Raw genomic sequence first — 24831 nt, 5'->3', positions numbered from 1 at the left:
TAATTATTATAGACTGGAGTGGTAATTATGAACGTGCAAGAGTATGCAGTAATTGATATGGGGTCTAATTCTATTCGCCTTATGATCGGTGTAAAGGCAGACGATGCTAAACCTTGGCGATTTACACCTAAGGATGTCATCATGACTCGGTTAGGTGAAGGCGTCGACAAAGGAGGGGCTCTTTCCGCAGAGAGTATGGAACGCACGTTTGAGGCCTTAGCCACATGGCGGAGTCGCTTGTTGTATGTTCCCGTCTGTGTCGTGGCAACGAGTGCCGTGCGAGACGCTAGCAATGGGAATGCTTTTTTAGCTGAAGTGCGTGCACGTTTTGGCTGGCATTGTCGTATTATTACGGGCAGCGAGGAAGCTTTATTGGGATTTTACGGTGCAACTGCCAACATGGACCCGAAGGCCTGTATATTGACCCTTGATATAGGCAGTGGTAGCACGGAAGTCGCTGTCGGTACAAGGAACAATGTCCATTGGTCACATAGTTATGACATGGGGGCAGTACGATTAAAAGAACGGTGGGAAACCGAATTGCAATCTTTTGAAAAGGCAGTCGCACATTGCAATGAAACTTGGGTGCCAATGGATGTGAAGCCCACGCATATCGTGGGGATAGGCGGCACCATTACCACCGCGGCGGCGATGGTACAAAAACTTGACGTCTACGATCCCCAAAAAATTAATAACTATTCTTTAGCACTTAAGGATGTAATTGAACTCATTCCGCGGCTTTCTGCCCTTTCGCAAGAAGAGCGTCTAGCCATACGGGGCTTACCGCCACAACGACGCGATATCATTATACCGGGGTTGCTTATTCTTTGGTCCTTTATGAGTCACTATAAGTATATGAATATTATCGTCAGTGACTGTGATTTGATGGAAGGTGTGTTTTATCGTCACGCCTTCCATGATGCAGCGTGGCGGAATGGACCTAACACGAAGTAATGATGAAAGAACGAATACTCGCTTATTGCCGGCAATTTCATTTACTTGAGCAGGGAGAGCGACTTATTGTCGCTTGTTCAGGTGGCCCCGATTCACTGGTGTTACTGGACATATTGGCCCAACTACGTGAAATATATGCATTGCAGTTGATGGTGGTTTATATCCATCATCATCTGCGTGCTGCGGCGGATGAAGAAGTGCGTTTTGTACAAGCAGAAGCAGCCAAACGGCAATGCCCTTTTATGACGTTAGGCGTGGATGTGCCGGCCTTGGTAAAAGCACGTAAACAATCGGTAGAAACGGTGGCACGGCAAGAACGGTATCGTCTCTTGCGAGAAGCTAAAGATAGGCAAGGTGCTACGGCCATTGCCGTAGCACATCATCAACACGATCAAGCGGAAACGGTGCTACACCATCTCTTGCGTGGTAGCGGCTTGACCGGCTTATGTGGCATGGCACCACGGACAGGCGACATCATTCGCCCCCTGCTTGGTGTATCTCGTACGGAAATTATGCAGTATGTACAAGAACAAGGCTTACAGCCACGGGAAGATGAAACGAATCGGGACACGACCTATTTACGCAATCGCTTACGGTGGGACGTGCTTCCCTTATTACAGCAGATCAATCCTGCATGCGTGACCGACATCAGTCACATGACAACCATACTTCAAGCGGAAGAAACGTGGATCCAAACGATGGTCCAAACGTCCGCTCGTCATATCGTACAACGTCAAGGCGAGGATATATACATTAAGCAACCCCCTTTTCTTGCATGCCCGGTAGCGTTACAACGGCGTCTTCTTCGGTACGCCTGTGAAACCCTTTGCGGTGAGCGACAAGGTCTTTCCTTTACACACGTTGAAACCTTGCGTGCTTTATTTCAGAAAGAAACGGGGAAACAATTTTTTACCCGTCAATGGCGAGCTGTACGCACGTACGATGCAGTCATCTTGACGAGGCAAAGCAACACGCCCTTACGTGACGATACAGCCAGCGTGCCTATTGACGGTGCGGGCGATTATGACTTAGGCATGGTAAGGATACACCTGGATATTGACCGCCTGTATGGCAACGCATGTACGGATGGGCAAATCGATTACGCACGGATACCGGACGGTGCGGTTTTTCGCTATCGTAAACCGGGGGATTACCTGTGTTATCACGGGTATACAAAAACGCTAAAAAAATGGTTACAAGAAAAAAAAATACCCGCTGCAAGACGGGGACAGTTGCCCCTTTTATGCAACGGTTCACAAGTACTATGGATATACGGCTTTCCGCCGTTTCCGGCAATAGCCATACAACATGACACGACACACATTGGCAGAATCACATTAGTAGGAGGCACGGTAGATGCATCAAGACATTAAAGAAATACTATTTACAGCAGAACAAATTCAAGCACGGGTAGATCAATTAGGTGCGGAAATTTCACGAGATTACGCTAATAGAGAAATTCTCTTATGCGGTATTTTAAAGGGGGCCGTTACCTTTTTTGTCGACTTGGCAAGACGGATTGACGGTGCTGTCCAATTTGACTTTATGAGCTGTTCCAGCTATGGCGATGGGGTTACCTCAACGGGAAATATTGTGATTCGCAAAGACTTGGACACAGACGTTGCGGGCAAAGACATTTTAATCGTTGAAGACATCATTGACACGGGTATTACCTTACATCATCTTGTCAAACACCTGCAAGAACGCGGCGCTCATTCGGTGAAATTGGCAACGCTGCTCAGTAAACCATCACGGCGGCAAGTAGACGTGCACGTTGACTATAATGGCTTTGACATTCCCGATGCCTTTGTCGTGGGGTATGGCCTCGATTACGCCGGCAATTATCGCAACTTACCGTATATTGGCATTCTAAAAGAAGCGGTTTATACAAAATGAAATATATATGAATGTTCCCGGATAAATGGGGATGTTTTATAAAATAGTTGTTGCTTCTTATGAATTGTGGTAAGATAAAACCATATAATTTGAATGGCGCGTATATAAATACGATGCGAAAGGAGCAGTATTTTGAGTAAATTTGCACGTAATGTACTTTTGAACTTATTAATTATTGTAGCAGCCGTTACTATTATTAACGCATTAATGGGGCGTCATGTTGATAAGACAGAAATATCGTACACTGATTTTTTAAATCAAATACAACAGAAAAAAGTGGATGCCGTACAAATTACGGCGGATCACCAAATTGAGGGGCAATTAAAAGACGGCACGGCTTTTACATCGTATGCACCAACGGATGCTGCCTTGCTACCGGCATTGCATGAAGCAAATGTGAACATTGTCGCTAAACCGCCAAAACAACCATCATGGTGGATGAGCTTACTCAGTTCGGCCTTGCCGATTATTATCCTCATCGGGGTATGGTTCTTCATTATGCAACAAACCCAAGGTGGGGGCGGCCGTATCATGAACTTTGGCAAAAGTCATGCTAAGCTGCATGGTGAAGGAAAAATTAAAGTATCCTTTGCGGACGTAGCCGGTGCGGATGAAGCGAAAGAAGAACTGGCTGAAATTGTAGGCTTTTTGCGAAATCCTAAAAAATATAATGACATTGGAGCGAAGATACCCAAAGGGGTTCTCTTATTTGGGCCTCCCGGGACAGGGAAAACTCTCTTGGCTCGTGCCGTTGCCGGCGAAGCTGGCGTGCCATTTTTTAGCATTAGCGGTTCCGATTTTGTGGAAATGTTTGTGGGTGTCGGGGCTTCACGTGTGCGTGACCTCTTTTCACAAGCCAAGAAAAATGCACCTTGTATTGTCTTTATTGATGAAATTGATGCGGTTGGACGGCAACGTGGTGCCGGTCTTGGCGGTGGGCATGATGAACGGGAACAAACGCTCAATCAATTACTCGTTGAAATGGATGGCTTTGGTGCGAACGAAGGTATTATCACCATTGCGGCCACGAACCGTCCGGACATCTTAGATCCGGCCTTGTTGCGTCCGGGTAGATTTGACCGTCAAATCACGGTCGATCGTCCTGACTTACGGGGACGGCAAGCTATTTTGGAAGTACATGCCAAGGGTAAACCCCTGGGTTCTGACGTAGATTTGCGGACGATTGCGAAAAAGACACCCGGTTTTACGGGTGCCGACTTGAGCAACCTGCTAAACGAAGCTGCCTTGCTGGCAGCTCGTGCCAACAAACGAATTATCAACATGCCGGAAATGGAAGAAGCAAGTGAAAAAGTTTGCTTTGGGCCTGAACGGCGGAGTCATATTATCAGTGAAAAAGAAAAACGGCTAACGGCTGTACACGAATCAGGCCACGCCTTAATTGCTTACTTACTGCCGGAAGCCGATCCGGTACATAAAGTAACGATTATTCCACGAGGACGTGCGGGTGGCTACACAATGATGTTACCTGAAGAAGAACGTTCATACGAAACAAAATCGTACTATCTTGCCCAAATTCGCGTTGCCTTGGGTGGCCGTGCGGCTGAAGAAGTATACTTCAACGAAATCAGTAGTGGTGCTTCCGGCGATTTACAAAACGTAACCAACATCGTTCGACAAATGATTACTCGCTTAGGCATGAGCGAAAAATTAGGACCTATGATTTTTGGAGAACAACAAGAACAAGTTTTCCTGGGCAAAAACTTAGGTCACGAACGAAATTACGGAGAAGGCGTAGCAGAACTTATCGACCAGGAAATGCATGACATTGTCAGCACCGAATATAAAGACGTATTACAAATGCTGCGTGACCATCGTGACACGCTGCAACGTATGTCGGATGCTTTGATCGAAGAAGAAACGATTAACAGTAAAGAAGTAGATAACTTAGTTCGCTATGGAACGTTGACGGAACCGACGGCTAAAACGGAAGAACCCGTTGCTCAAACAACAAGCGGTGCCGACGGTGAAGAAGAACCTTCCGATCGGAGTAAAGAAGTCGGCTTCGATAATCAAGACACTGCAGATAATTAAGAAATCATACATTCTCCTTACAGAGGCGTGAGGAGAATGTTTTTTTTGTAACATAATCGTCCCCTTTTGTAACAATGTTGACATAATTAATATCTATGCTAGAATTATGATAGGTTATTAACAACATGAACATAAATTGCGATAATAGAACGGATCTGCATGCACGAGTTGAGGTGAAACGATGAGACAAGATATCTTAGATTACTTATTAGCCCATCAAGGGGAATTTATATCAGGACAACATATTTCTGAAGCATTAGGTATATCGCGGACCGCCGTTTGGAAACATATACGGGTGTTGAAAGCACGTGGTTATAGCATTGAATCGTATACCAAACGCGGTTATTGTTTACGAGAAGCACCGGAATTAATCGTTCCGAAAGAAATCATGGAACAACCTGGTACGGCCGTCTTTGGTAAACGGGTTGAATACGTAGAACGGATCGATTCAACGAATAACTACGCTAAAAAATTGGCTGATGCAGGTGCTCCGGAAGGAACACTCGTTATCGCCGAAGAACAAACGGGAGGACGCGGTCGTCTAAACCGTTCCTTTTTATCCCCCTATGCCCAAGGGCTATGGTTTTCTCTCATTTTGCGACCGCACGTATCGCCGCTGGAAGTATCCAAACTGACGTTGCTTGCGGCCGTGGCAGTCACTCAAGTATTGCGTAAAGCCGGCCTTATTGATTGCGGTATCAAATGGCCGAATGATGTGTTAGTAAACGGTAAAAAAGTCGTGGGCATTTTAACCGAACTCAACGCATCGGTGGAACAGATTAATTACGTTGTCATGGGCATTGGCATCAATACGGGCATTCAGAAGAAAAAAATACCGCGTGACCTCAAAAAAATTGTCACCAGTTTTGCCATTGAAAATGTGGACGTCAAACGGAATGAACTCTTAAAAGAGATACTTGTTGCCTTTGAACGCCTTTATTTCACCGTTGCCGAACAAGGATTTACATCCGTTCTCGAAGAATGGAAACGCCTTTCTTGCATGCTCGGAAAAGAGGTAGAAGTATCCTCCATCGACCGCGTATTTAAGGGTAAAGCGGTTGATTTAGATGAATGTGGCAACCTTTTAGTCGAAACATCAGCGGGAATGGAACGCGTGTTAGCCGGCGATATTCACGTTCGCTCTGTCGAATAATCTAATTGTAAGCGTGACATAGACTTATTTTCTACGATAAATAAGTCTATGTTTTTTATTGTGAAATAATACACAAAAGCTATTCAAGAACAGAAAACTTTGTTATTATAGTAGACGTAGTTATTTTAGTATAGGGGAGTTTTCCATATGTTATTAGTTATAGATGTAGGTAACACCAATATCGTATTAGGTGTTTTTCAAGGTGAAGAATTATTAGATCATTGGCGTCTTTCGACAGAACGGTTGCGGACGACTGATGAATATGGTGTTTTGATACGCAATTTATTTTACTTAAACGGGGTCAATGCTGATGCGATTGATGCGATTATCATCTCTTCGGTGGTACCGCCGGTGATGCCCACGTTAGAACGGATGTGCCAACGGTATTTTGGACTGGTGCCACTTGTTATCGGGCCGGGAGTTAAAACGGGTATGGATATTAAATACGATAATCCGCGTGAAGTCGGTGCCGATCGCATTGTGAATGCTGTCGGTGCTTATCATAAATACGGTGGACCGGTGATCATCATTGACTTTGGCACGGCTACAACCTTCTGTGCTGTCGACAAAAAAGGCAATTACCTCGGTGGTGCCATTTGCCCCGGCATCGGCATATCTACCGAAGCCCTCGTGCAGCGTACGGCTAAATTGCCACGTATTGAAATAAAACGCACACCGCGCGTCATTTGCCGGAACACCGTAGAGAGCATGCAAGCAGGCGTCTTCTATGGCTTTGTCGGTCAAGTGGATGGGTTGATTTCGCGGATACGGGAAGAACTCGGTGCTAAGGCAAAAGTCGTTGCCACGGGCGGTCTTGCCGTTGTTATTGCCCCGGCAACCAAATCGATTGACGTTGTCGAACCGTTGCTTACCTTGGAAGGATTGAGAGTTATTTATGAACGAAATCGCTAAGCCCTTGCAGATTGGTGATGTTTGTCTTGATGCACGGGTGATCTTAGCCCCGATGGCAGGGGTATGCGATATACCATATCGCCTTATTGCACGTGCACATGGTGCGGCTCTTGTTTGTACCGAAATGGTGAGCGATAAGGGCCTTTTATATCACAATGAACGCACGCAGGAGATGCTCGCCCTCGATGCGGACGAACATCCTGTGTCCCTGCAAATCTTCGGCTCCGATCCCACGTCTATGGCCCATGCGGCCGAAGCGGTTGAGCGAGCCGGTGCGGACATTGTTGACATCAATATGGGGTGTCCGGTGAAAAAAGTAGTCAAAAACGGTAGTGGTGCTGCACTGCTACTTGACCTGCCACGGGCAGAAGCCATCATTAAAGCCGTTGTTGGGGCTGTACATATTCCCGTCACCGTCAAAATGCGTACCGGTTGGGATGACCGGCATATTGTCGCCCCCGAACTTGCCAAACGAGCAGAAGCCGCCGGTGCGGCTGCTGTGGCCGTCCATGGTCGCACGCGGGAAGCCTTATACAGCGGTACCGCCGATTGGTCGGTCATCAAAGATGTCGTTGCGGCAGTGACCATTCCCGTCATCGGGAATGGCGACATTCGTAGTGGCCCCACGGCTGTATCCTGCTTGGAGCAGACCGGCTGTGCCGCCGTTATGATTGCCCGTGCCGCTCAGGGAAATCCGTGGATTTTTTCCCAAGTAAATCACTATATCTCTACGGGCAAGGAAGAACCACCACCCACACCCGTAGAAAAATACAAGCAAATGCTTGCTCACTTTGAGGCGTTACTCGCCTATAAAGGTGAATATATCGGTATCCGTGAAATGCGTACCCATGCCTCTTGGTATACTCGTGGTCTACACGGAGCCGCGGCCTTACGCGAACGCATTAATCGCACTCGTTCGGCGGCAGCCTTTCGTTCCGTCGTCCAAGAAATGCTCGAAGAGGCAGAAAAGTTTGACATAGATACGTGATTTGCCTATAATTAAATTTACGATAAAAATATTATAGATAAGATAGCAAGGAATATATTGAATAAAGGAGTACCGTCATGAATTACGAAACATTGATTACGCAAGAAGGCTTACAAAAATTAAAAGATGAATTGAACGAATTAAAATCGGTTCGCCGTATTGCCGTATCCAAACGCATCCAAGAAGCGATTGCCTTAGGCGATCTTAGCGAAAACTCAGAATACGATGATGCGAAAAACGAACAAGCCTTCATTGAAGGGCGTATTGCCGAACTGGAAGGAAAAATTCGTACGGCGAAAATCATTCAAGAATCAAACGACAGCACTGCAAAAGTACGACTAGGTTCACGCCTCATCTTAGAAGACGTGGAAACGGGTGAACGCTTTGAGTACACTGTCGTAGGTACAGCCGAAGCCGACCCCTTTAACAATAAAATTTCCAACGAATCGCCCGTAGGCAAAGCCATTTTAGGTAAAGTTATCGATCGGGAACAACCTACCGTTGTGAGTGTAAAAGCACCAGCCGGCGAATTGTGCTATCGGATACTACCACCGGAAGAATAAGGGGAGAAGGAATACTATGGCAGATACAAAGCAGACAGAACAGACAACACAAGACATAGAAAAAGTAAATGACCAAATGCAAGTACGGCGGGATAAGATGCAACAATTTATTGACGCGGGTATGTATCCATTTGGTGAAAAATATGAATGGGATCACCATACACAAGACGTAAAACAAGCCGCGGAAGCACTCGAAAAAGAAGAAACGCCCGTACGCGTAGCGGGTCGCTTGATGGCTTTACGCCGTCACGGGAAAACAGCCTTTTGCGTACTGCGTGATATCAGCGGAGAAATACAACTCTATTTCCGTAAAGATATATTAGGCGAAGCATCGTATGATCTCTTTAAACTGCTGGACATTGGTGATATCATCGGCGTAGAAGGGACGGTCTTTACAACCCATACGGGGGAAACGACCATTCGTGTCTTAGGGTGGAACCTTTTGTCGAAAGCCTTACGTCCTTTGCCGGAAAAATTTCATGGCCTGACGGACAAAGAAACACGGTATCGCCAACGCTATGTCGACTTAATCGTCAATCCTGAAGTGAAAGACACCTTTATCAAACGGGCTAAGATTATCAAAGGCATACGCCATTACCTGGAAGAAAAACAATTTTTAGAAGTGGAAACGCCCATGCTCCATACCATTGCCGGTGGTGCGGCGGCCCGTCCCTTTAAAACCTATCATAACGCCTTAGACATGGAAATGTATTTGCGAATTGCTCCGGAACTCCACTTAAAACGCTTGATCGTGGGTGGCTTGGAACGGGTATACGAACTTAATCGTTGTTTCCGTAACGAAGGCATTGATACTCGTCACAATCCTGAATTTACGACGGTCGAACTATACCAAGCGTACGGCGATCTGGAAGACGTCATTGCCATTACGGAAAACCTCGTAGCTGAATTGGCACGCTCTCTTTATGGCACTACGAAGATCACCTACATGGACACCGAAATTGATTTGACTCCGTCATGGAATCGCATGACCATGGTCGAAGCGATTGCCCATTATACGGGTGAAGACTTTACGGGGATTACGGATGTCACTACGGCACGGGCAATCGCCGATAAATTACATGTACCCTATACGGACTTTGATGGCGTGGGTAAAATAATTAACGCTTGCTTTGAAGAATATGTAGAAGAAAAACTTATTCAACCGACAATCATTACGGGGCATCCCCTGGAAATTTCACCACTTACGAAACAACAACGGGATAATCCTTTGTTTACGTATCGCTTTGAAGCCTTTGTCTACGGTCGGGAATTGGCTAACGGCTTTTCCGAATTAAATGATCCCTTAGATCAACGGAATCGTTTTCTTGCACAGATGGAAGAACGCGAACGCGGCGATGATGAAGCCCATCAAATGGATGAAGACTATTGTCGTGCGTTAGAATACGGCTTGCCGCCTACGGGTGGGTTAGGCATCGGCATCGACCGACTGGTTATGCTCTTAACTAATAGTGCTTCCATCCGGGACGTCTTATTATTCCCCACCATGAAGCCAACGGAAAGATAAGAAACAAGGAACATCATTATATATCCATACAACAAAAGAGGCCTCTAGCCGGGGTCTTTTTTTGTTCCTTGACAAGGTATAATGATTTATGTATAATAAATAAGTCACTAAACGTGACTCGGTAGCTCAGCTGGATAGAGTGACTGACTACGAATCAGTAGGTCTAGGGTTCGAATCCCTACCGGGTCACCAGAGAAAAAGATGTTACAACCATTGGTTGTAACATCTTTTTTTTTATCTTTTTTTTTGCATATATAGTCATCTAAAACAAGGGGAGAACACGCCTTGTCCACATGTATATCTTATGTCCGCAGCGTGTTATGTGTGTGTCAGCGTCCCACAGTATGCTTGTTTGCTTAGGCATAAATCCCCTAGGTAAGCCATTTCTTTTTTTTATCTCTTATATAAGAAGAGATAAGAAGAGATAAGAAAAGAAGAAGAAAAGAGAAAAAGAAAAAATAAAATAAATTAATAAAAATTTGATCTTTTCAACCAATAAATTAAATTAACTAAGCATGATAAAAAAATACCCCTAAAGAAAGTAGAAACATAAAGCAGAAGGATAATATCTTTTGTTCTATGATAAATTATCATATAAAAATTAATATTTTATAGAAAATACCGTATAAAATTAAAGAGAAAAAGAAAATTTATGTAATTTCAAAAAAGTGTCCCTTTTTCCTCGCTCGATGGTAATAAATAGTAGAAGGGTAAATTTCCCAACCACGTAAACCCAAAGGAGCGAGCGAAAATGCAACGACTGCAATGGTTAAAAATCGATATCGGGATCATGGATGATCCACGCATGATGTATATGTTAGAACAAAAACGAGGTGCCGAGTTATTTACTTTTTGGATCTACTTACGGGCTCTCGCAGGTAAAGTAAATGATCACGGTAGAATCAGCGTGACGGGTAGTGTACCCGTAGCGATGAAAACCTTTGCCATGCGATTGCGTAAAAAAACGGCTTTTATCATGGAAGCATTAGCACTGTTTGAGTCGCTGGAATTGATTAGTCGTGATGAAAATGGGGTTATCACGTTGTTGGTTTGGGACGAAATTCAAGGCGTAACCGTGAGCAAACGGGATGTGTCGCGGTCACGTGCTGTGGGCAGTCCGCAGGCGACACCACCCGCAGCAGCGAAAACGTCGGTGACACCACCCGCAGCAGCTGCTACCAAAGCGGTAACCGGGGCTACTGCTGCTACCAAAGCGGCAGCACCGACAAAGACGGCCCTACGCAAGATGTCGCCGCGTGATACCTATCCCTTTACGCAAGCGAAAGGGGAAGTAAAAACGATGTTGGCGGCTTGTCGTCAAACCTTGGCAGAGAACTTTACCCTCGTACCGGAATCCATACCGACGCCGCAGCGTACGTCACCAAAACCGCGTATATACATGCCCTTTACGGAAGCAGATTACATCAAACGCTGTGTGGATGATATTACGGAGGAAGAGCGAAGTACGTATGGCATTGAAATTCATCATGCGTATCAAGCATACTGTAAGGAAGTGCAGAAAAAAAGCCGTTGGTTTACACGGATGCGGCGAGGTGACGAACGGTTAGAAACGTTTATTAGTGCTACCCCTTTATGGGCGGCATCAACGATAAAAAGAAAGGAGACAGGATGAACAAAATAATTCAATTCTTAAGGAGTCCCGTAGGAGAGATCATGGTGTATGTTATACGCTTTATCTTTGACCGCTATGCTATTTCTCCGCAGGCTCGACGGCAGACCGGCGAGGGAGATACATCCCTCGTAGGTATTGCCCTTGGTGGGCAAGAGGCAGCCGTACAAATGTCCGTCCAGCAAGACGGAACAACTACGCGAAAGGAGCAAAACGATGAAAGTATTTCTTAATCCGGGACACGATCGCAAGCTTGATTCAGGGGCCATCAATCGTACGCTTAAATTACGGGAATGCGATTGGGCATACGACTTGGGTACTCGTGTCAAACGCTATCTGGAAGAGCAACAAGTGACAGTCGAAATGGAACAACAAGACAATCTTTATGAGGTTTGTGAACACGCCAACAAAAGCGGGGCAGATCTCTTTGTATCCTTGCATTTTAATGCATTTAATACGCGTTCCAGTGGGACAGAGGTATTCGTGAGCAATACACCGCCGAGTGTACTTTTAGGTCATATCATTCTTTCCCATATACACGCTGTATTGCCCTTGCCTAATCGGGGGATTAAGGAACGAATGGAGCTGTTCGTTCTCCGACAAACGATCATGCCGGCCGTCTTAGTTGAACCGTGTTTTATTGATAATAATGCTGATGTGCGTATGTATACAGGGAAAGAAGATGCCTGTGCCAAAGCTATTGCCACAGGGATCATGCAATATCCGACCCTAACGAATCACGCACAAAAGGGCTAAAGGAGGTGAAATATATGTCAGAACAAAAAAGCGTAACTGCAAAAATGAAAGTGTGCATGGTAGCTAATGGTAAAAACCATTCGTTTACGATGGCGAAGCTGAAAAGCGATGCTAATCCACAGCAAATTTATGCCGTAGGCAAGGCTGTGGGTGCATGGCAAGAAGGTGATGTGACAGAAGTGCATGAAATCGTGGACACGAAAATTGAAGGCTAAGCTAATAACGTGTCAGCAGGTGGTGTCATGAAGAAAGGAGGTGGAGTAGATGAATAAAATTACTAGTACCCTACAAATTGCGTTGGCAACGGAAACAGGCAAATGCGTACGCTATTCGTTAAAAAAACCGAAAAATGATTTAACGAAACAAGCCGTAGAAGAAGGCGTAAAAACGCTGTTAGAAGCGAAGATTTTTGCCGTAGACGGGCATGACTTAATGACCTTAAAAGAGGCGATCATGGTACGTCGTACAGTAGAACCGATAGCCTAATAAAAGAATATGGCGGTGCCGTTATATCCTGGCGGCACCCCTCATTTTAAGGAGGTTAGATCAATGGACACAATAAGGCACTATATACGAGAAATGCAACAAGGTGATATGCGCAACGTGGGTACATTAATTGAGATGTTTCAACCTTTCATGTGGAAGCTAACCAGGCAACATCGTGATATTTTGGAACAAGATGAGATCCAAAGTATTTGTACTATCGCTGTTTTTGAGGGGGCGAAAGAATACGATTTAGCCAGTGACGTGAAAGCTGTTTATTATTTCTTTAGTAAAATGAGTAATGCCGTTCGCCGAGAGATACGGCGTACCCTCCTTATGCGGATGCAATTACGTAAAGGAGAGCAACAAGAAGTGCAATATTTCGTTTGTCCGGTTGATGATATTGCGTATGCTCAATTAGTATACTTTATTGAAGAAGTGATCAAAGATAAAACTCCTATGGAAAAAGACATTATTCGTGATTATCTACATAGATCTTATACATTTCGAGATTTAGGGAAAAAATATAACATCACTGCCAAAAAAGCTAGCCGTATTGTTCATCGGTTGCTGGAGGAACTGCGTAGGGAATGGAAAAAATAACACGTAGCGTTAAACTTGTCAATCTACGTTTCCCGGTGATGTGTGTATAAGGAAAAACGGTAGTATAAGAGGCCTCCTTTTTTAGGCGCGAGGAGGTCTTTTATGATGAAGCGGGGATCATGCTTTTGCACAAGGCCGCATAATGGGAAAGGGGGAGGTAGTTGTTTTGTCCGGGGGAAGGGAATGAGGGAAATATGTTTCGTGCTGATGTTTTTTTATTGACAATTTCTATCGATGTCTTCATAATAAATATGATACGTTTTATTATGTAACTAACATGGGGGCGATAATATGGCAAATTCATTATTTTTGTATAAAGGAGAAGATGCTAAGCGGGTGGCATGTATGATGAGCAGTATTGTATGCATGGGACGGTATGCACCCTTAGCAGCTACGGTGAATATGAAGTCGTACGGACGGTTGGTATTCGTGCTGGAAGAAAATGAAGTGGCTGCGTTAGCAACCTATGCGATGCCGGAAGATCATCCAAAATGGTTGGGTTTGGTAGTAGTAGGAAGTCATGCTGAATATATGATGAATATTCCTAATTTAGGCGATTTTTCCTTTACGGCCTTTGTTGATAAAACGGTGTTGGAACAGGAAGCGATTGTTGCTGCTGAAGGGATGACGAGAGCGATTAAGCTGCCGCATAAAAATGATCCCGATGTATTACAGGCAATGGAAACGTTTTTACAGGCCCATAATACGTGTGCGTTAGCGACGGGCTGGGGTGAAAATGTACATTCTACGCCTATTGAATATATTTATCATCAGGGTAAGTTGTATATGTTTAGTGAAGGCGGTAGAAAGTTTGCGTATTTGTATCGCAATCGTTATGCGAGTGTGTCCATATTTGATCCGTTTACGGATTTTCAAACGATTGGTGGTTTGCAAATAGACGGCACAGCACGGTTCATCGAACCGGATGATGAGGAATATGCCGGTATTGCGGCGGCACGTGGGCTTACGTTGGAAAAATTAAACAAGATGGCCGTCATGTTGCATGTTATTGAAATTACACCGCATAAAGCACGCTTTTTGTGGGGCGGCTTTATGAAAGAACATAAAGCACCTAGTCAGATATATGTGTTTGCTTAGTAGCAAGAGGAAAGAAGGTAGTAGCGGTAAAACCTAACGGGAGGGGCCAATATGACAGATTGCGAAAAAAAAATGCATGTAAATGGTATGGGGGACATGAAAGTTATTGAATCGACTAAGGAACGAACGATTGTTTCTTTTAAAAATAAGGAAGGCGAAGTGACGCTTACGCGTTGTCCCGTATTTCCCGGGGTAGATGTGATGTATATTGACGCACATATTGAGTCGTTTTCGTTTGGGGGACCGCCATTACCCAATGTTTTTGCTATTAATCATTGCGAGGACGGGCGGGTCGAGTGCCAATTCAATAATGGCGAGTATTTGTATATGAGTCGTGGGGATATGTCGATTAGTTGGCGTGATCATGGCGAGTATTGCCATACATCGTATTTTCCCTCTTCTTTTTATCGCGGGTTATCGTTAAAGATAGATGTGGGAAAAGCAGAAGCGACGATTCGTCAATTATTGGATGATCCCGCGTTGGAGTTGAGCGCGTTGTGCAATCGCTTTTGTGGGCATTCATCGTTTGGCCTGTTGTTGGACGAAAATCCGAATATGAAACACTTGTTTTATGAATTGTATCATGTGCCTGAGTCGATTCGCTTTCGCTATACGCGGTTAAAGGTGCTAGAAATCTTGCTCTTTTTGGGTACGCTTAAACCGGAACAGGAAACACAACGCACGTATTTGACAAAACGTCAGGTTGATGTAGTAAAAGCCGTGCATGAGGAATTAACTTCGCGGATGAAAGAACGCGTGACGATTGAACGGTTATCGGAAAAATATGGTATTGCACCTACAACGCTAAAACGGTGTTTTAAAAGTGTGTATGGTAGTACGATTGGGCAATATATTAAGGATTTTCGTATTGCCGTAGCCAAGCGGAAGTTACAATTAAGTGATGAGAGCATTTTGGCTATTGCCAATCATGTGGGATATGAAAATAGCAGTAAATTTGCTGTGGCCTTTAAAAAAGGAACGGGCATGTTGCCGAAAGAGTATAGAAAAAAATTTCAGGAATAAGACAAAAGAAATAAAATAAAAATAAATGTCTAAATGGATTATTTTGTGACTGTTTGGAGTAGAATTGGTAATAGGGATGGGATATACTATATCTGTAATTATCATTATCCCCGTAATGATAATAGTGTTTCGTAATGATGAAATGGCACTACCCCATAGGACCCCTCTCCTTTACCATTTCGATTGCGAAACCTACAAAAAGAGCACAGCAGGCAATCTTTTGTCGGCTGTGCTTTTTTTGTGTAAAGAAAATGATAAAAGGGCTATTTATAATAAAAGTATAGTATTTATACAGCATGTTTGGGAATTACTAACGAGCAATAGGGTAATATAAATGAATTTTTTTTCTATTTTGTAAGACCTTTTTTTAGGAAGGGATACGAGAAAGCAGTGATTTACCGTAACCTAAACGTAATGAGAAAACAGAAAAGGACGCATATTAATGAAAATAACATTCAAAAAGTTTGACAATATAGTAAAGTGTGTTATAATGACTGTATCACTAAAGTGATACAGTATGATGTTGTCGGTAGACCATGAATAGTAAAAGAGAGGAAACAAGGAATACTCGCCAATGAACTTCATGGGAAAGCAAGGACAACATCAACTATTTTATGAAAAGAGGTTGATTGTCATGAAGAAAAACAAAGTATTAGCTGCGTTAGTAGCTACGATGGCTGTTGGTGCTACATGTGCTTTTGCAGCTAACCCGTTTGTTGATGTTCCTGCTGATAGCTGGGCTTATCAGTCTGTTGTTTCTATTGCTAACTCCGGTATTATCCAGGGTGTAGATGGCAAACATTTTGAAGGTAATCGTAACATTACTCGTTATGAAGCAGCTGAAATCACGGCTAAAGCGTTGGCACATGCGAATCGTGCAAATGCACAACAACGTGCTGTTATCAATCGTTTAGCACAAGAATTTGCAAGCGAATTGAATAATTTGGGCGTACGTGTTTCCGATTTGGAATCTCGTGTAGGCACGGTAAAACTTTCGGGTGATGCACGGGTTCGTTTCCGTCATCAAGCCGGAGAAGAAAGTGTAGCACAGAAATGGAAAGCGGGAGAAAAGGCTAACGAATTTGTTGCTGATGGTGCTGCTACCAAGACAAAAAAAGACGCTCAAATATCTGGTGATGCAGCGTGGGATTACAATGTACATTTAAATGCAGATGCCGTAGTCAATGATAAAACAACCGTGCATTTCGGTGTATTTACGGATGATCAGGGATTTGCCAGCGATGCTAAAGCAGATGAATTGCATGCCTTTGTTAACAATGCAAATATCGAATATGCACCTACGGATAGCTTGAATTTACAAATTGGTCGTATTGATGGATACACCATGGGTAATGCTTATGGCTATCAATATGGTGACGTTTTAGACGGTGCTATCGTTAAACAGCAAAATGATCAGTTCGCTATTACGGCAGGTTATGGTAAATTAGTTACTTCGAACCCGAAAGTAAAAACTGGTTTTGGTGAAGTAGAAGGATTCTTCGGTGATGGTGCCGCAGCCGGCGTATATTATAATAGCTTCAATAAACTTGATGACTTAAAAGCCGAATCTTTATGGGGTGCTTATGCTACAGCTAAAGTAGGCGGCAATGTAAGTGCTATGGTTAATTACGAACAGGTTAACCAGACCAAAACGGCTAAAGATGCAGCTAAAAAAGCTGGTCAAAAAGAATCCCCGGCTGTATGGGTTGGTCAACTCAAATTTAATGATGTAGATCAAGAAAAAGCTGGTAGCTGGGATGCATGGGTAGAATATCTCCACGCTGAAGATGGTGCAATGGTAGGAAACTCTTCCGCATCATGGCGTGCAGATACGGAAAATGTTAAATCTTGGGGCATTGGGGTAGATTACACCCTTTCTAAGAATGTTGTTTTAAAAGCAGCTCAAACATTAGGCTCGAAGTACATCAATAAAAAGGTTTCGGGCGAAAAGAAAGATGGCGGTACAACGACGACGGTTGAATCACCGGCAGAATATACGACAGTTTCGTTGAACTTCTCGTTCTAATAAGGACTGGAAAGCACATTTGTAAGTGCTTTTATATAGGAATATAATTTCACCCGATATACGGCGTAATTAGTAATGATACTGATTACGCCGTATTTTTTATGGCTTATCCCTTGTGTATTTTATATGGCTTATCCCTTGCATGGAGGACATAGGGTTACCCTTTTTTTCGGTTCAGGTACATGCATACCGTAAGAATATAGCGTAGGGACCATGCTTTTGTGGGGGTATTGTGCAGGAATAAGGACGGGGATATTTTTTTGATAAATGTATCTTGCCATAAAAAAGACATTTTCTTTACGCCGTATCAATGGTATAATAAAAAAAGACACTTAGTTGCAACGGAATAAAGGAGGGAGTGAATTGCTGGAACGGAAGGGAGAACGACCGTTACGTACGGCCATATTGACGATTAGTAATAGTCGTACGTTTTCTGATGATACCAATGGTTTAATGATTCAGTCAGCCCTTACGAATTATGGGCATCATGTCGTGGATTATGCTATTGTTAAGGATGATCGTGATGCCATTACACGACATATTCATGAATGGGTATGCAGTGTAGATATGGTTATTACTAGTGGTGGAACAGGCTTAGCTGAACGGGATGTGACCTTGGAAACGCTTACGCCGATGATGGAAAAGACGATTCCCGGCTTTGCAGAGATGTTGCTTTTCTTTGCGTATCGCCGCTCGTGCGGAGTGGAGGCCTTAGCGTATCGTTCGGTAGCAGGGTTAATTCATCAATGTTTGGTATTTGCCTTACCGGGGTTGCCCAGTTTAATTAAAATAGGCATGGAACAGATTATTTTACCGGAAGCCAATCATTTGTATGGAGAAATAAAGAAATAAGTGGTATGTAAGCGTTTCCTCTTTTTTATCGAAGAGGAAACGTTTTTTGACGGTAGAAGAGAGAAAGGAGTCGTATGAAATCATCTTTTTTTTTATGTACGGGCGGTACGAGGAGCGGTAAAAGCGAGTTTGCCGAACGCTTGGCGATGACCCTGCCAGGCAGGCATGTATATGTAGCAACGGCACGCGTAGATGATGAGGAAATGCAACAACGAGTGGCCTTGCATGTTAAGCGGCGATCGGCTGCCTGGCAGACCGTGGAGACGACATCGTGGTTAGCACCGACGGTACGGCTATTATGGCAAACGGCTGATGTCGTGTTGGTGGATTGTATTACCTTGTATTTGGCAAATGTTTGGGGGACGCATCCTGATGATGAGCTTGAAACGTATATTTTAGCAGATATAAAACAGTTGCTAGCTGATTTTTTTTCGTATGATTATAAGTCGCTGATTATGGTGACCAATGAATTAGGGAGCGGGATTGTACCGGCTGATGCGATGACGCGGTTATATCGAGATATAGCCGGGAAGGTAAATCAGTATTTGGCACAGCAGGCACAGTCGGTGTACTTTTCGGTTAGTGGTATTACCATGGAAATTAAGCAGCAGCAAGTGGTTCTTAAGGAGTCTTTATGATAGCATTTTTAGTAGCATTGCAATTTTTAACGCGGATTCCCGTTACGAAGGGCGTCATATGGACGAATGAACGCTTTGGGCGTTGTCTTGTCTTTTTTCCGCTTGTCGGGATGGTTCTCGGCTTGCTGTTGTGGGGCTGGTATGCCGTATGGATACAGTGGCTGGATTCGTTTTACGTAGCTATTATCGTGACGGGAACGTGGCTTTTTCTTACGGGGGGCATTCATGCGGATGGCTATATGGATACGGCGGACGGCATCTTCTCAGGACGGGATAGGCAGACGATGCTTGCTATTTTAAAAGATAGTCATGTCGGGGCAAATAGCGTGATGGCCTTTGTTTTTCTCGTATTGTTGAAGGTGTGCTTTTTGGCGAATGTGTCACCGCGGCTTATGAGTAGCGTCTTGGTGGGGGTTCCCGCAGCCGCACGGCTGGCCACGGTTACGGGCGTTTCTTGTTTTCCCTATGCACGTAAAACGGGGTTGGGGCAGATTTTTAAAACCTATGCACCGGCATATACGTTAGGGGGGGCTATTGTGTTGGCACTTCTTCCCTGTGTGGTGGGGGGCATGTTTTATTTGGTTTTACTTGGGTTTTCTATATGTATTTCCTTAGTGGTGAATCGATATATTACGTCGCTCTTAGGTGGCCTTACGGGCGATACGTATGGTGCCGTGGTGGAGTTAATAGAAATGCTTTTGTTGGGGTTGGCTGTAGTCTTACCACAAGTAGGCATAGGGTAATCATATATATGGGAGGAATGTAGGATGATTAGGTTATATTTAGTTCGTCATGGTGAGACGGATGGCAATGTGAATAGATGGTATCAAGGAACAACGGATATCCCCTTAAATGAGCGAGGGCGAGCACAAGCAAAGGCCTTGAGTCATTATTTTGCGTCGATTCCCTTTACGGCGATTTATAGTAGTACCCTTTCGCGGGCCAAAGAAACGGCGGAGATTGTTGCGGCACCGCATGGTCTTAAGGTACAACCGTATGCGGAATTAAGCGAAATTAATTTTGGTGCATGGGAAGGGCATACATACGAAGAAATTCAGCAGTTGTGGCCCGGTGAAATTGATGCCTTTTATCGCTCTCATGGTACGCAGCGTGCCACGGGCGGCGAATCTTTTTGTGATGTCAAGGAACGGACGGTAGCGAAAATTCATGAGCTTATGCAGCAACATCATGATGGCGATCAGGTGATGATTGCTTCGCATGGAGCTTCTATTCGGTGTATGTTGTTTGGCTTACTTGATTTGGAAATGTCACGTATTTGGCGGTTTCAACAGTATAATACGGCGTATAATATCATTGAGTATTATGGTCAGCGGAATGTGGCGACATTGATTAATGGTATTGCTCATTTAGAAGGCACTACGGGGTGTCAAACGAATTGGACGAATACGAATAGATTATAGGTGGGAAGATGAAAAAATCAATGCGGTTAGATAAGATATTAAGTCATAGTGGATATGGTAGTCGCAAAGACATAAAGGCGTTTTGTAAACAGGGGAATGTAACGGTGGATGGCGTGGTTTGCAGGGATAGTAGCTTGCTCGTGCAGCCCGAAGCGGTTGATATTCGCGTGCAGGGGAAAGTACTTTCGTATGAAGCCCATTATTATCTCCTGTTGCATAAGCCGAAGGACGTTATATCGGCTAGGCGTGATGAAAAGGAAAAAACCGTCGTGGATTTATTGCCCCCGCTATATGCTCATGCCGGTGTGTTTCCTGTCGGCCGCTTGGATAAGGATACGACCGGCTTGTTGCTATTAACGAATGATGGGACGTGGGCCCATCGTATTATGTCGCCTAAAAAACATACGGCGAAAAAGTATGAAGCCGTTGTTGCAGGCCAGATCCCTGCGGATATCCAAACGTGCTTTGCCGCTGGCTTGGTGTTGCGTGATGGCACGGTTTGTCAGCCCGCACAGGTGCAGATACAGGAAGCGAATGTCTTAGACATCACCATTTATGAGGGGCAGTATCATCAGATAAAACGGATGTGTGCAGCCGTAGGGCTTAGGGTGTGTCACTTGCATCGCCGTGCTATTGGGGGATTAGTACTAGATGATACCTTGCCTATGGGTGCATGGAGAAAATTAACAGCAGAAGAAAGAGAGTTACCTTTTGTATGTAAATAATTCTATTCAAAATAGTTTCAATATGGTATGATAAGATGTACAGTAGATGTAGGAGAATCATAAATGGTACAAGAAAATGTAACGCGATTACGAGCGTATATGCAGTCCATTCAAGCTACGGCTGTGTTGTTGTTGCAACCAGAAAATATCCTTTATTTTAGTGGGTTTACGGGTGGCGAAGGTGCACTTGTCGTTACGGCAACACGAGCGGAATTATGGACGGATGCACGCTATTTAGAGCAAGCGGCCCAACAAGCCGGCTTGTTATATGAAATTAAAAATCATCAAGGAAAATTGGCATCTTGTATTGCCCGGACGTTGACGGTTGAACAGGTGGCGACCGTGGCATATGAACCACAGGGGCTTACGTATTTTATGTATGAAGCCTTAGCACAAGAAACGACAAGTTCCTTTGTTCCTGCTGATGTGGTGTCCTTGCGAGCCGTTAAACAACGGGCTGAAATCGCCTATACACGCCGTGCGTGTGCTATTGCCGATAAGGCGTTTGCCCAAACGGTAGCGGAACTTCACGCAGGTATGACGGAGCGTGAAGTGGCAACGATGTTAGAAAGTAAGATGCTTTTGTTGGGGTCAGAAGAAAAATCGTTTACGACAATTGTGGCATCAGGTACCCGTTCGGCTATGCCTCATGGTACAGCTACGGATAAAGTGATTGAAGTGGGCGATTTTGTGACGTTCGATTTCGGTGCCGTGTGCCATGGCTATCATTCTGATATGACGCGTACGCTTGTTATGGGGCGTGCTTCAACGGAACAAAAGGAATGGTATGCGTTGGTACAGGAAGGGCAACGCCTGGGCGTGTCGTTACTTCATGTGGGGGCCTCTTGTCGGGATATAGATGCACAAGTACGAGCGTTTTTTGCACAACATGGGGTAGAAAGGTATTTTACGCATTCGTTAGGACATGGAACAGGGTTAGAAATTCATGAAGCACCGGTATTATCCCCGCGGTCTACGGAAACATTAAAAGAAAATATGATAGTTACGGTAGAACCGGGATTATACATAGAAGGCAAATATGGTGTCCGTATTGAGGATTCCCTTGCCATTACAGCGACAGGCTGTGAATTATTAACACAGACATCAAAAGAATTGATGGAACTGGTTTAGGAGGAATTTTAAGGATGATTACAAGTAATGATTTTCGACCAGGCGTTACGATTGAAATTGATGGTCAAGTATGGCAGGTTGTTGAATTTCAACACGTAAAACCGGGCAAGGGAGCAGCCTTTGTTCGGGCGAAAATTAAAAATTTGGAAACGGGCGCCGTTGTAGAAAGAACTTGGAATGCCGGTGAAAAAGTGCAAGATGGACATGTTGATCGTAGACAAATGCAGTATTTATATGAAAATGACGGCATGTACTGTTTCATGGACAATGAAACGTATGATCAAATTGAATTGAATAAGGAAAATCTTGGTACGGCAATTAATTTTCTAAAAGAAGATATGACTGTATCCGTGATGATGTTCAAAGGGAAGGTTATTGGCATCGATTTACCGGCTGCTGTGGCTTTAAAGGTTATTGAAACGGATCCGGGCGTACGCGGTGATACGGCAACAGGTGGCAGTAAGCCGGCGAAGTTAGAAACAGGGTATGTGGTTAAAGTGCCGCTCTTTATTAATGAAGGGGAAGTACTTCAAATTGATACGCGTACGGGCGAATATATGGGTAGAGCATAATACAGCGGTTTTAAAAAGCGATGAGTGTATCATCGCTTTTTGTGAATTTAAGGGAGATAGGTATGGATAAGGAAATAACGGCTAAGTGGGGAGATGTTCATATTTCGCAGCGAGCGATTTCCTTGCTGGCGGCTAAGGCGGCACGAACCATTACGGGGGTAGCTGATTTAGAGGCAACGTTTGCGGAAACGGCAGCCCTTAAAATGGGACGCCATAAGCCCGCGTATGGTGTAGAGATAATGATACATGAGCAGGAAGTGGAGATTACGTTACGGCTGGTTATTTGTTATGGTTTTCGTATACCTGATGTGGCTTTAGCAGTACAACAAAAGGTGAAACACGAGGTGGAACAGATGACGGCGTATCAGGTAAGCGCGGTGCATATTGATGTACAGGGCATTGATTTTGACCATCCGGTGACAAGCGGTGATGGCGACGGTGAAAGGGGATAATAGGTAGCGTGAGTAGACATAAAGAGCGACAGGAAGCGTTAAAAATTTTATATTCGCGGGAATTTCACTTGCCGGGAGATGTGCAGTTTGCAGAGCGAGAAATATTGGATGATGTTGTCGCAGAGGGGAGTGAGCAAACAGCGCCGCTCGCATCCTATGTTACGCAGTTAGTGCAGACGGTGACTGACCATAAAGCGGAATTAGATGCGATTATTTCTGAATTGGCTATCGATTGGGATATTACGCGATTTAATTATACGGAAAAAAATATCATGCGGTTAGCCTTAGCGGAATTGGTGTATAATACAGAAGAAATCCCTGCAGCGGTCATCTTGAATGAAGCGGTTATGCTGGCAAAAGAGTTTTGCGGTGAAAAAGCGGCTCGGTTTATTAATGGGATGTTAGGAACGTTTTACAGGAAGAGAACACGATGAAAGCATTTATAGGAATTGATACGAGTTGTTATACGACTTCCCTTTGTCTGGTAGATGCGAAGTTTCGGGTGTTAGCAGATGTCCGTAAAGTGTTGCAAGTGCCGGTCGGTAAGCGTGGTTTGTCACAATCGAATATGGTTTATCAACATACGCGTAATCTGCCTGAATTATTTGAACGATTGCGTCCGTTGTTTAAACAATATGCGGTTGCGGGCATAGGCGTGACGAATCAGCCGAGGCGTAATGAACATTCGTATATGCCGGCTTTTTTAGCCGGATTGGGCTATGGCCGTTCTTTATCTGCTTTATTGGGGATACCCTTATATACGATTAGTCACCAAGAAAATCATGTGTTAGCAGCTATGCGTTCGTTAGGGGCGGTATGGGAAGAGCCGTTTTTTGCGTTGCACGTATCGGGAGGAACGACCGAGTTAATTCGCTTCTTACGGCAGTCTGCGGTGTGGCAGGCAACTTGTATCGGCGGTACGAGTGATGTGAGTGCGGGCCAATTTATTGATCGCATCGGCGTAGCCTTAGGCTTTTCCTTTCCTGCGGGTGTGCATGTGGAGCAAGAGGCACTAGCTGAACGAGAAGCAGTAAAAGGGGATGTCGTGTTTTTTAAGGATGGGTATATTAGTTTTTCCGGACCGGAATCGCAGGTGCAAAGAGAGATAAAAAAAGGAAGGCATCCGCATGCATATTATTGTAAGTGGACGCTGGTGACGGTATGGAATGGGCTTGTTCGCTTATTAGAAACGGCACTTGCACAGGGGATGACGCGTTTAGTTGCCGTAGGAGGGGTCATGTCGAATAGGTATATTCGCAGCCAGATGGAAGCCTTTTGTCAACAAAGAGGCATTCAACTTGTCTTAGCACCTCCCGGATATAGTTCTGATAATAGTGCGGGTGCCGCTTTTTGGGCGGCCTGGCAAGAAAGAGGCTAA

At 44.4% G+C, this 24831-nt stretch carries 28 protein-coding genes and 1 tRNA gene; all 29 read left to right on the top strand.

Going from position 1 to position 24831, the window contains the following annotated elements:
- Nucleotides 1–27 precede the first annotated feature (27 nt).
- The 29 genes from HMPREF3182_RS00270 to HMPREF3182_RS00125 all read left to right on the top strand — a co-directional run bounded on the left by HMPREF3182_RS00270 (nucleotide 28) and on the right by HMPREF3182_RS00125 (nucleotide 24831).
- Nucleotides 28–954 (top strand): Ppx/GppA phosphatase family protein, encoded by a 927-nt coding sequence (locus HMPREF3182_RS00270; RefSeq protein ID WP_062484841.1) that lies wholly within the window; start codon nucleotides 28–30, stop codon nucleotides 952–954.
- Entirely contained in the window at nucleotides 954–2327 is a 1374-nt protein-coding gene (gene tilS, locus HMPREF3182_RS00265) for a tRNA lysidine(34) synthetase TilS (protein ID WP_082718164.1), read from the top strand. The genes HMPREF3182_RS00270 and tilS overlap by 1 nt, the downstream gene beginning before the upstream one ends.
- Entirely contained in the window at nucleotides 2311–2850 is a 540-nt protein-coding gene (gene hpt, locus HMPREF3182_RS00260; protein ID WP_062484837.1) for a hypoxanthine phosphoribosyltransferase, read from the top strand. The genes tilS and hpt overlap by 17 nt, the downstream gene beginning before the upstream one ends.
- A 132-nt stretch (nucleotides 2851–2982) precedes the next feature.
- Nucleotides 2983–4902, top strand: a complete 1920-nt coding sequence (gene ftsH, locus HMPREF3182_RS00255; RefSeq protein WP_206445526.1) for an ATP-dependent zinc metalloprotease FtsH — start codon at nucleotides 2983–2985, stop codon at nucleotides 4900–4902.
- A gap of 181 nt (nucleotides 4903–5083) precedes the next feature.
- The gene (locus HMPREF3182_RS00250; RefSeq protein WP_062484833.1) at nucleotides 5084–6055 is read left to right on the top strand and encodes a biotin--[acetyl-CoA-carboxylase] ligase; all 972 of its coding nucleotides are present in this window, start codon (nucleotides 5084–5086) and stop codon (nucleotides 6053–6055) included.
- Between the two features lie 147 nt (nucleotides 6056–6202).
- Nucleotides 6203–6967 (top strand): type III pantothenate kinase, encoded by a 765-nt coding sequence (locus tag HMPREF3182_RS00245; RefSeq protein WP_062484831.1) that lies wholly within the window; start codon nucleotides 6203–6205, stop codon nucleotides 6965–6967.
- Complete coding sequence (gene dusB, locus HMPREF3182_RS00240) at nucleotides 6951–7955, top strand: tRNA dihydrouridine synthase DusB (RefSeq protein WP_062484829.1); 1005 nt, start codon at nucleotides 6951–6953, stop codon at nucleotides 7953–7955. Before HMPREF3182_RS00245 ends, dusB begins: the two co-directional genes overlap by 17 nt.
- A 77-nt stretch (nucleotides 7956–8032) precedes the next feature.
- Nucleotides 8033–8518 (top strand): transcription elongation factor GreA, encoded by a 486-nt coding sequence (greA, locus tag HMPREF3182_RS00235; protein ID WP_007392916.1) that lies wholly within the window; start codon nucleotides 8033–8035, stop codon nucleotides 8516–8518.
- Between the two features lie 16 nt (nucleotides 8519–8534).
- A complete protein-coding gene (gene lysS / locus HMPREF3182_RS00230; protein WP_062484827.1) occupies nucleotides 8535–10043 on the top strand; it encodes a lysine--tRNA ligase in 1509 nt (502 codons plus the stop codon).
- Nucleotides 10044–10158: 115 nt separating this feature from the next.
- A tRNA-Arg gene (locus HMPREF3182_RS00225) sits at nucleotides 10159–10235 on the top strand.
- A gap of 559 nt (nucleotides 10236–10794) precedes the next feature.
- Nucleotides 10795–11676, top strand: coding sequence for a phage replisome organizer N-terminal domain-containing protein (locus HMPREF3182_RS00220; RefSeq protein ID WP_062484825.1), 882 nt, complete (start codon nucleotides 10795–10797; stop codon nucleotides 11674–11676).
- A complete protein-coding gene (locus HMPREF3182_RS00215) occupies nucleotides 11673–11906 on the top strand; it encodes a hypothetical protein (protein WP_036257680.1) in 234 nt (77 codons plus the stop codon). The genes HMPREF3182_RS00220 and HMPREF3182_RS00215 overlap by 4 nt, the downstream gene beginning before the upstream one ends.
- Nucleotides 11890–12429: an N-acetylmuramoyl-L-alanine amidase family protein gene (locus HMPREF3182_RS00210; protein ID WP_062484823.1), complete on the top strand. Its 540-nt coding sequence runs from the start codon at nucleotides 11890–11892 to the stop codon at nucleotides 12427–12429. Before HMPREF3182_RS00215 ends, HMPREF3182_RS00210 begins: the two co-directional genes overlap by 17 nt.
- Nucleotides 12430–12443: 14 nt before the next feature.
- Entirely contained in the window at nucleotides 12444–12644 is a 201-nt protein-coding gene (locus HMPREF3182_RS00205; RefSeq protein ID WP_007392814.1) for a DUF1659 domain-containing protein, read from the top strand.
- 49 nt (nucleotides 12645–12693) lie between these two features.
- Entirely contained in the window at nucleotides 12694–12915 is a 222-nt protein-coding gene (locus HMPREF3182_RS00200) for a DUF2922 domain-containing protein (RefSeq protein ID WP_007392835.1), read from the top strand.
- 63 nt (nucleotides 12916–12978) lie between these two features.
- The gene (locus HMPREF3182_RS00195; protein ID WP_007392883.1) at nucleotides 12979–13515 is read left to right on the top strand and encodes a sigma-70 RNA polymerase sigma factor region 4 domain-containing protein; all 537 of its coding nucleotides are present in this window, start codon (nucleotides 12979–12981) and stop codon (nucleotides 13513–13515) included.
- A 291-nt stretch (nucleotides 13516–13806) separates the two neighbouring features.
- On the top strand, nucleotides 13807–14613 hold the full coding sequence (locus HMPREF3182_RS00190; protein WP_007392816.1) for a pyridoxamine 5'-phosphate oxidase family protein: 807 nt from the start codon (nucleotides 13807–13809) through the stop codon (nucleotides 14611–14613).
- 51 nt (nucleotides 14614–14664) lie between these two features.
- The gene (locus HMPREF3182_RS00185; RefSeq protein WP_007392819.1) at nucleotides 14665–15636 is read left to right on the top strand and encodes a helix-turn-helix domain-containing protein; all 972 of its coding nucleotides are present in this window, start codon (nucleotides 14665–14667) and stop codon (nucleotides 15634–15636) included.
- A gap of 634 nt (nucleotides 15637–16270) precedes the next feature.
- Nucleotides 16271–17662: an S-layer homology domain-containing protein gene (locus HMPREF3182_RS00175; RefSeq protein ID WP_062484907.1), complete on the top strand. Its 1392-nt coding sequence runs from the start codon at nucleotides 16271–16273 to the stop codon at nucleotides 17660–17662.
- Between the two features lie 363 nt (nucleotides 17663–18025).
- Nucleotides 18026–18514, top strand: a complete 489-nt coding sequence (locus HMPREF3182_RS00170) for a MogA/MoaB family molybdenum cofactor biosynthesis protein (RefSeq protein WP_007392926.1) — start codon at nucleotides 18026–18028, stop codon at nucleotides 18512–18514.
- A gap of 74 nt (nucleotides 18515–18588) precedes the next feature.
- Nucleotides 18589–19152: a bifunctional adenosylcobinamide kinase/adenosylcobinamide-phosphate guanylyltransferase gene (gene cobU, locus HMPREF3182_RS00165; RefSeq protein ID WP_062484821.1), complete on the top strand. Its 564-nt coding sequence runs from the start codon at nucleotides 18589–18591 to the stop codon at nucleotides 19150–19152.
- Entirely contained in the window at nucleotides 19149–19895 is a 747-nt protein-coding gene (gene cobS, locus HMPREF3182_RS00160) for an adenosylcobinamide-GDP ribazoletransferase (RefSeq protein ID WP_007392907.1), read from the top strand. Before cobU ends, cobS begins: the two co-directional genes overlap by 4 nt.
- 24 nt (nucleotides 19896–19919) lie before the next feature.
- A complete protein-coding gene (cobC, locus tag HMPREF3182_RS00155; RefSeq protein WP_007392866.1) occupies nucleotides 19920–20573 on the top strand; it encodes an alpha-ribazole phosphatase in 654 nt (217 codons plus the stop codon).
- A gap of 8 nt (nucleotides 20574–20581) precedes the next feature.
- Nucleotides 20582–21298 carry a pseudouridine synthase gene (locus HMPREF3182_RS00150; RefSeq protein ID WP_062484819.1) on the top strand — a complete coding sequence of 239 codons (717 nt, stop codon included), beginning with the start codon at nucleotides 20582–20584 and terminating at the stop codon, nucleotides 21296–21298.
- 63 nt (nucleotides 21299–21361) lie between these two features.
- Nucleotides 21362–22429, top strand: coding sequence for a M24 family metallopeptidase (locus HMPREF3182_RS00145; RefSeq protein ID WP_062484817.1), 1068 nt, complete (start codon nucleotides 21362–21364; stop codon nucleotides 22427–22429).
- Nucleotides 22430–22443: 14 nt separating this feature from the next.
- Nucleotides 22444–23001 carry an elongation factor P gene (efp, locus tag HMPREF3182_RS00140; RefSeq protein WP_007392844.1) on the top strand — a complete coding sequence of 186 codons (558 nt, stop codon included), beginning with the start codon at nucleotides 22444–22446 and terminating at the stop codon, nucleotides 22999–23001.
- A 62-nt stretch (nucleotides 23002–23063) separates the two neighbouring features.
- Nucleotides 23064–23453, top strand: a complete 390-nt coding sequence (locus tag HMPREF3182_RS00135; RefSeq protein WP_062484815.1) for an Asp23/Gls24 family envelope stress response protein — start codon at nucleotides 23064–23066, stop codon at nucleotides 23451–23453.
- 8 nt (nucleotides 23454–23461) lie between these two features.
- The gene (gene nusB / locus HMPREF3182_RS00130) at nucleotides 23462–23887 is read left to right on the top strand and encodes a transcription antitermination factor NusB (protein WP_007392917.1); all 426 of its coding nucleotides are present in this window, start codon (nucleotides 23462–23464) and stop codon (nucleotides 23885–23887) included.
- Complete coding sequence (locus HMPREF3182_RS00125) at nucleotides 23884–24831, top strand: tRNA (adenosine(37)-N6)-threonylcarbamoyltransferase complex transferase subunit TsaD (RefSeq protein ID WP_062484813.1); 948 nt, start codon at nucleotides 23884–23886, stop codon at nucleotides 24829–24831. Before nusB ends, HMPREF3182_RS00125 begins: the two co-directional genes overlap by 4 nt.

The organism is Megasphaera hutchinsoni (assembly GCF_001553405.1).
Taxonomy (GTDB): Bacteria; Bacillota; Negativicutes; order Veillonellales; family Megasphaeraceae; genus Megasphaera; species Megasphaera hutchinsoni.
Note: the sequence above shows the minus strand (reverse complement) of the source record. Positions and strands in the feature narration are given on the sequence as shown.

Excerpts from the sequence above, each read along its gene's own strand:
- lysS (WP_062484827.1), top strand. The coding sequence starts at position 8,535 with ATGGCAGATACAAAGCAGACAGAACAGACAACACAAGACATAGAAAAA.
- HMPREF3182_RS00125 (WP_062484813.1), top strand. The coding sequence starts at position 23,884 with ATGAAAGCATTTATAGGAATTGATACGAGTTGTTATACGACTTCCCTT.
- HMPREF3182_RS00245 (WP_062484831.1), top strand. The coding sequence starts at position 6,203 with ATGTTATTAGTTATAGATGTAGGTAACACCAATATCGTATTAGGTGTT.
- HMPREF3182_RS00135 (WP_062484815.1), top strand. The coding sequence starts at position 23,064 with ATGGATAAGGAAATAACGGCTAAGTGGGGAGATGTTCATATTTCGCAG.
- HMPREF3182_RS00200 (WP_007392835.1), top strand. The coding sequence starts at position 12,694 with ATGAATAAAATTACTAGTACCCTACAAATTGCGTTGGCAACGGAAACA.
- HMPREF3182_RS00215 (WP_036257680.1), top strand. The coding sequence starts at position 11,673 with ATGAACAAAATAATTCAATTCTTAAGGAGTCCCGTAGGAGAGATCATG.
- HMPREF3182_RS00220 (WP_062484825.1), top strand. The coding sequence starts at position 10,795 with ATGCAACGACTGCAATGGTTAAAAATCGATATCGGGATCATGGATGAT.
- cobS (WP_007392907.1), top strand. The coding sequence starts at position 19,149 with ATGATAGCATTTTTAGTAGCATTGCAATTTTTAACGCGGATTCCCGTT.
- HMPREF3182_RS00270 (WP_062484841.1), top strand. The coding sequence starts at position 28 with ATGAACGTGCAAGAGTATGCAGTAATTGATATGGGGTCTAATTCTATT.
- HMPREF3182_RS00195 (WP_007392883.1), top strand. The coding sequence starts at position 12,979 with ATGGACACAATAAGGCACTATATACGAGAAATGCAACAAGGTGATATG.
- HMPREF3182_RS00145 (WP_062484817.1), top strand. The coding sequence starts at position 21,362 with ATGGTACAAGAAAATGTAACGCGATTACGAGCGTATATGCAGTCCATT.
- greA (WP_007392916.1), top strand. The coding sequence starts at position 8,033 with ATGAATTACGAAACATTGATTACGCAAGAAGGCTTACAAAAATTAAAA.
- cobC (WP_007392866.1), top strand. The coding sequence starts at position 19,920 with ATGATTAGGTTATATTTAGTTCGTCATGGTGAGACGGATGGCAATGTG.
- HMPREF3182_RS00205 (WP_007392814.1), top strand. The coding sequence starts at position 12,444 with ATGTCAGAACAAAAAAGCGTAACTGCAAAAATGAAAGTGTGCATGGTA.
- HMPREF3182_RS00250 (WP_062484833.1), top strand. The coding sequence starts at position 5,084 with ATGAGACAAGATATCTTAGATTACTTATTAGCCCATCAAGGGGAATTT.
- dusB (WP_062484829.1), top strand. The coding sequence starts at position 6,951 with ATGAACGAAATCGCTAAGCCCTTGCAGATTGGTGATGTTTGTCTTGAT.
- HMPREF3182_RS00150 (WP_062484819.1), top strand. The coding sequence starts at position 20,582 with ATGAAAAAATCAATGCGGTTAGATAAGATATTAAGTCATAGTGGATAT.
- cobU (WP_062484821.1), top strand. The coding sequence starts at position 18,589 with ATGAAATCATCTTTTTTTTTATGTACGGGCGGTACGAGGAGCGGTAAA.
- HMPREF3182_RS00185 (WP_007392819.1), top strand. The coding sequence starts at position 14,665 with ATGACAGATTGCGAAAAAAAAATGCATGTAAATGGTATGGGGGACATG.
- HMPREF3182_RS00190 (WP_007392816.1), top strand. The coding sequence starts at position 13,807 with ATGGCAAATTCATTATTTTTGTATAAAGGAGAAGATGCTAAGCGGGTG.
- HMPREF3182_RS00175 (WP_062484907.1), top strand. The coding sequence starts at position 16,271 with ATGAAGAAAAACAAAGTATTAGCTGCGTTAGTAGCTACGATGGCTGTT.
- hpt (WP_062484837.1), top strand. The coding sequence starts at position 2,311 with ATGCATCAAGACATTAAAGAAATACTATTTACAGCAGAACAAATTCAA.
- HMPREF3182_RS00210 (WP_062484823.1), top strand. The coding sequence starts at position 11,890 with ATGAAAGTATTTCTTAATCCGGGACACGATCGCAAGCTTGATTCAGGG.
- efp (WP_007392844.1), top strand. The coding sequence starts at position 22,444 with ATGATTACAAGTAATGATTTTCGACCAGGCGTTACGATTGAAATTGAT.
- tilS (WP_082718164.1), top strand. The coding sequence starts at position 954 with ATGATGAAAGAACGAATACTCGCTTATTGCCGGCAATTTCATTTACTT.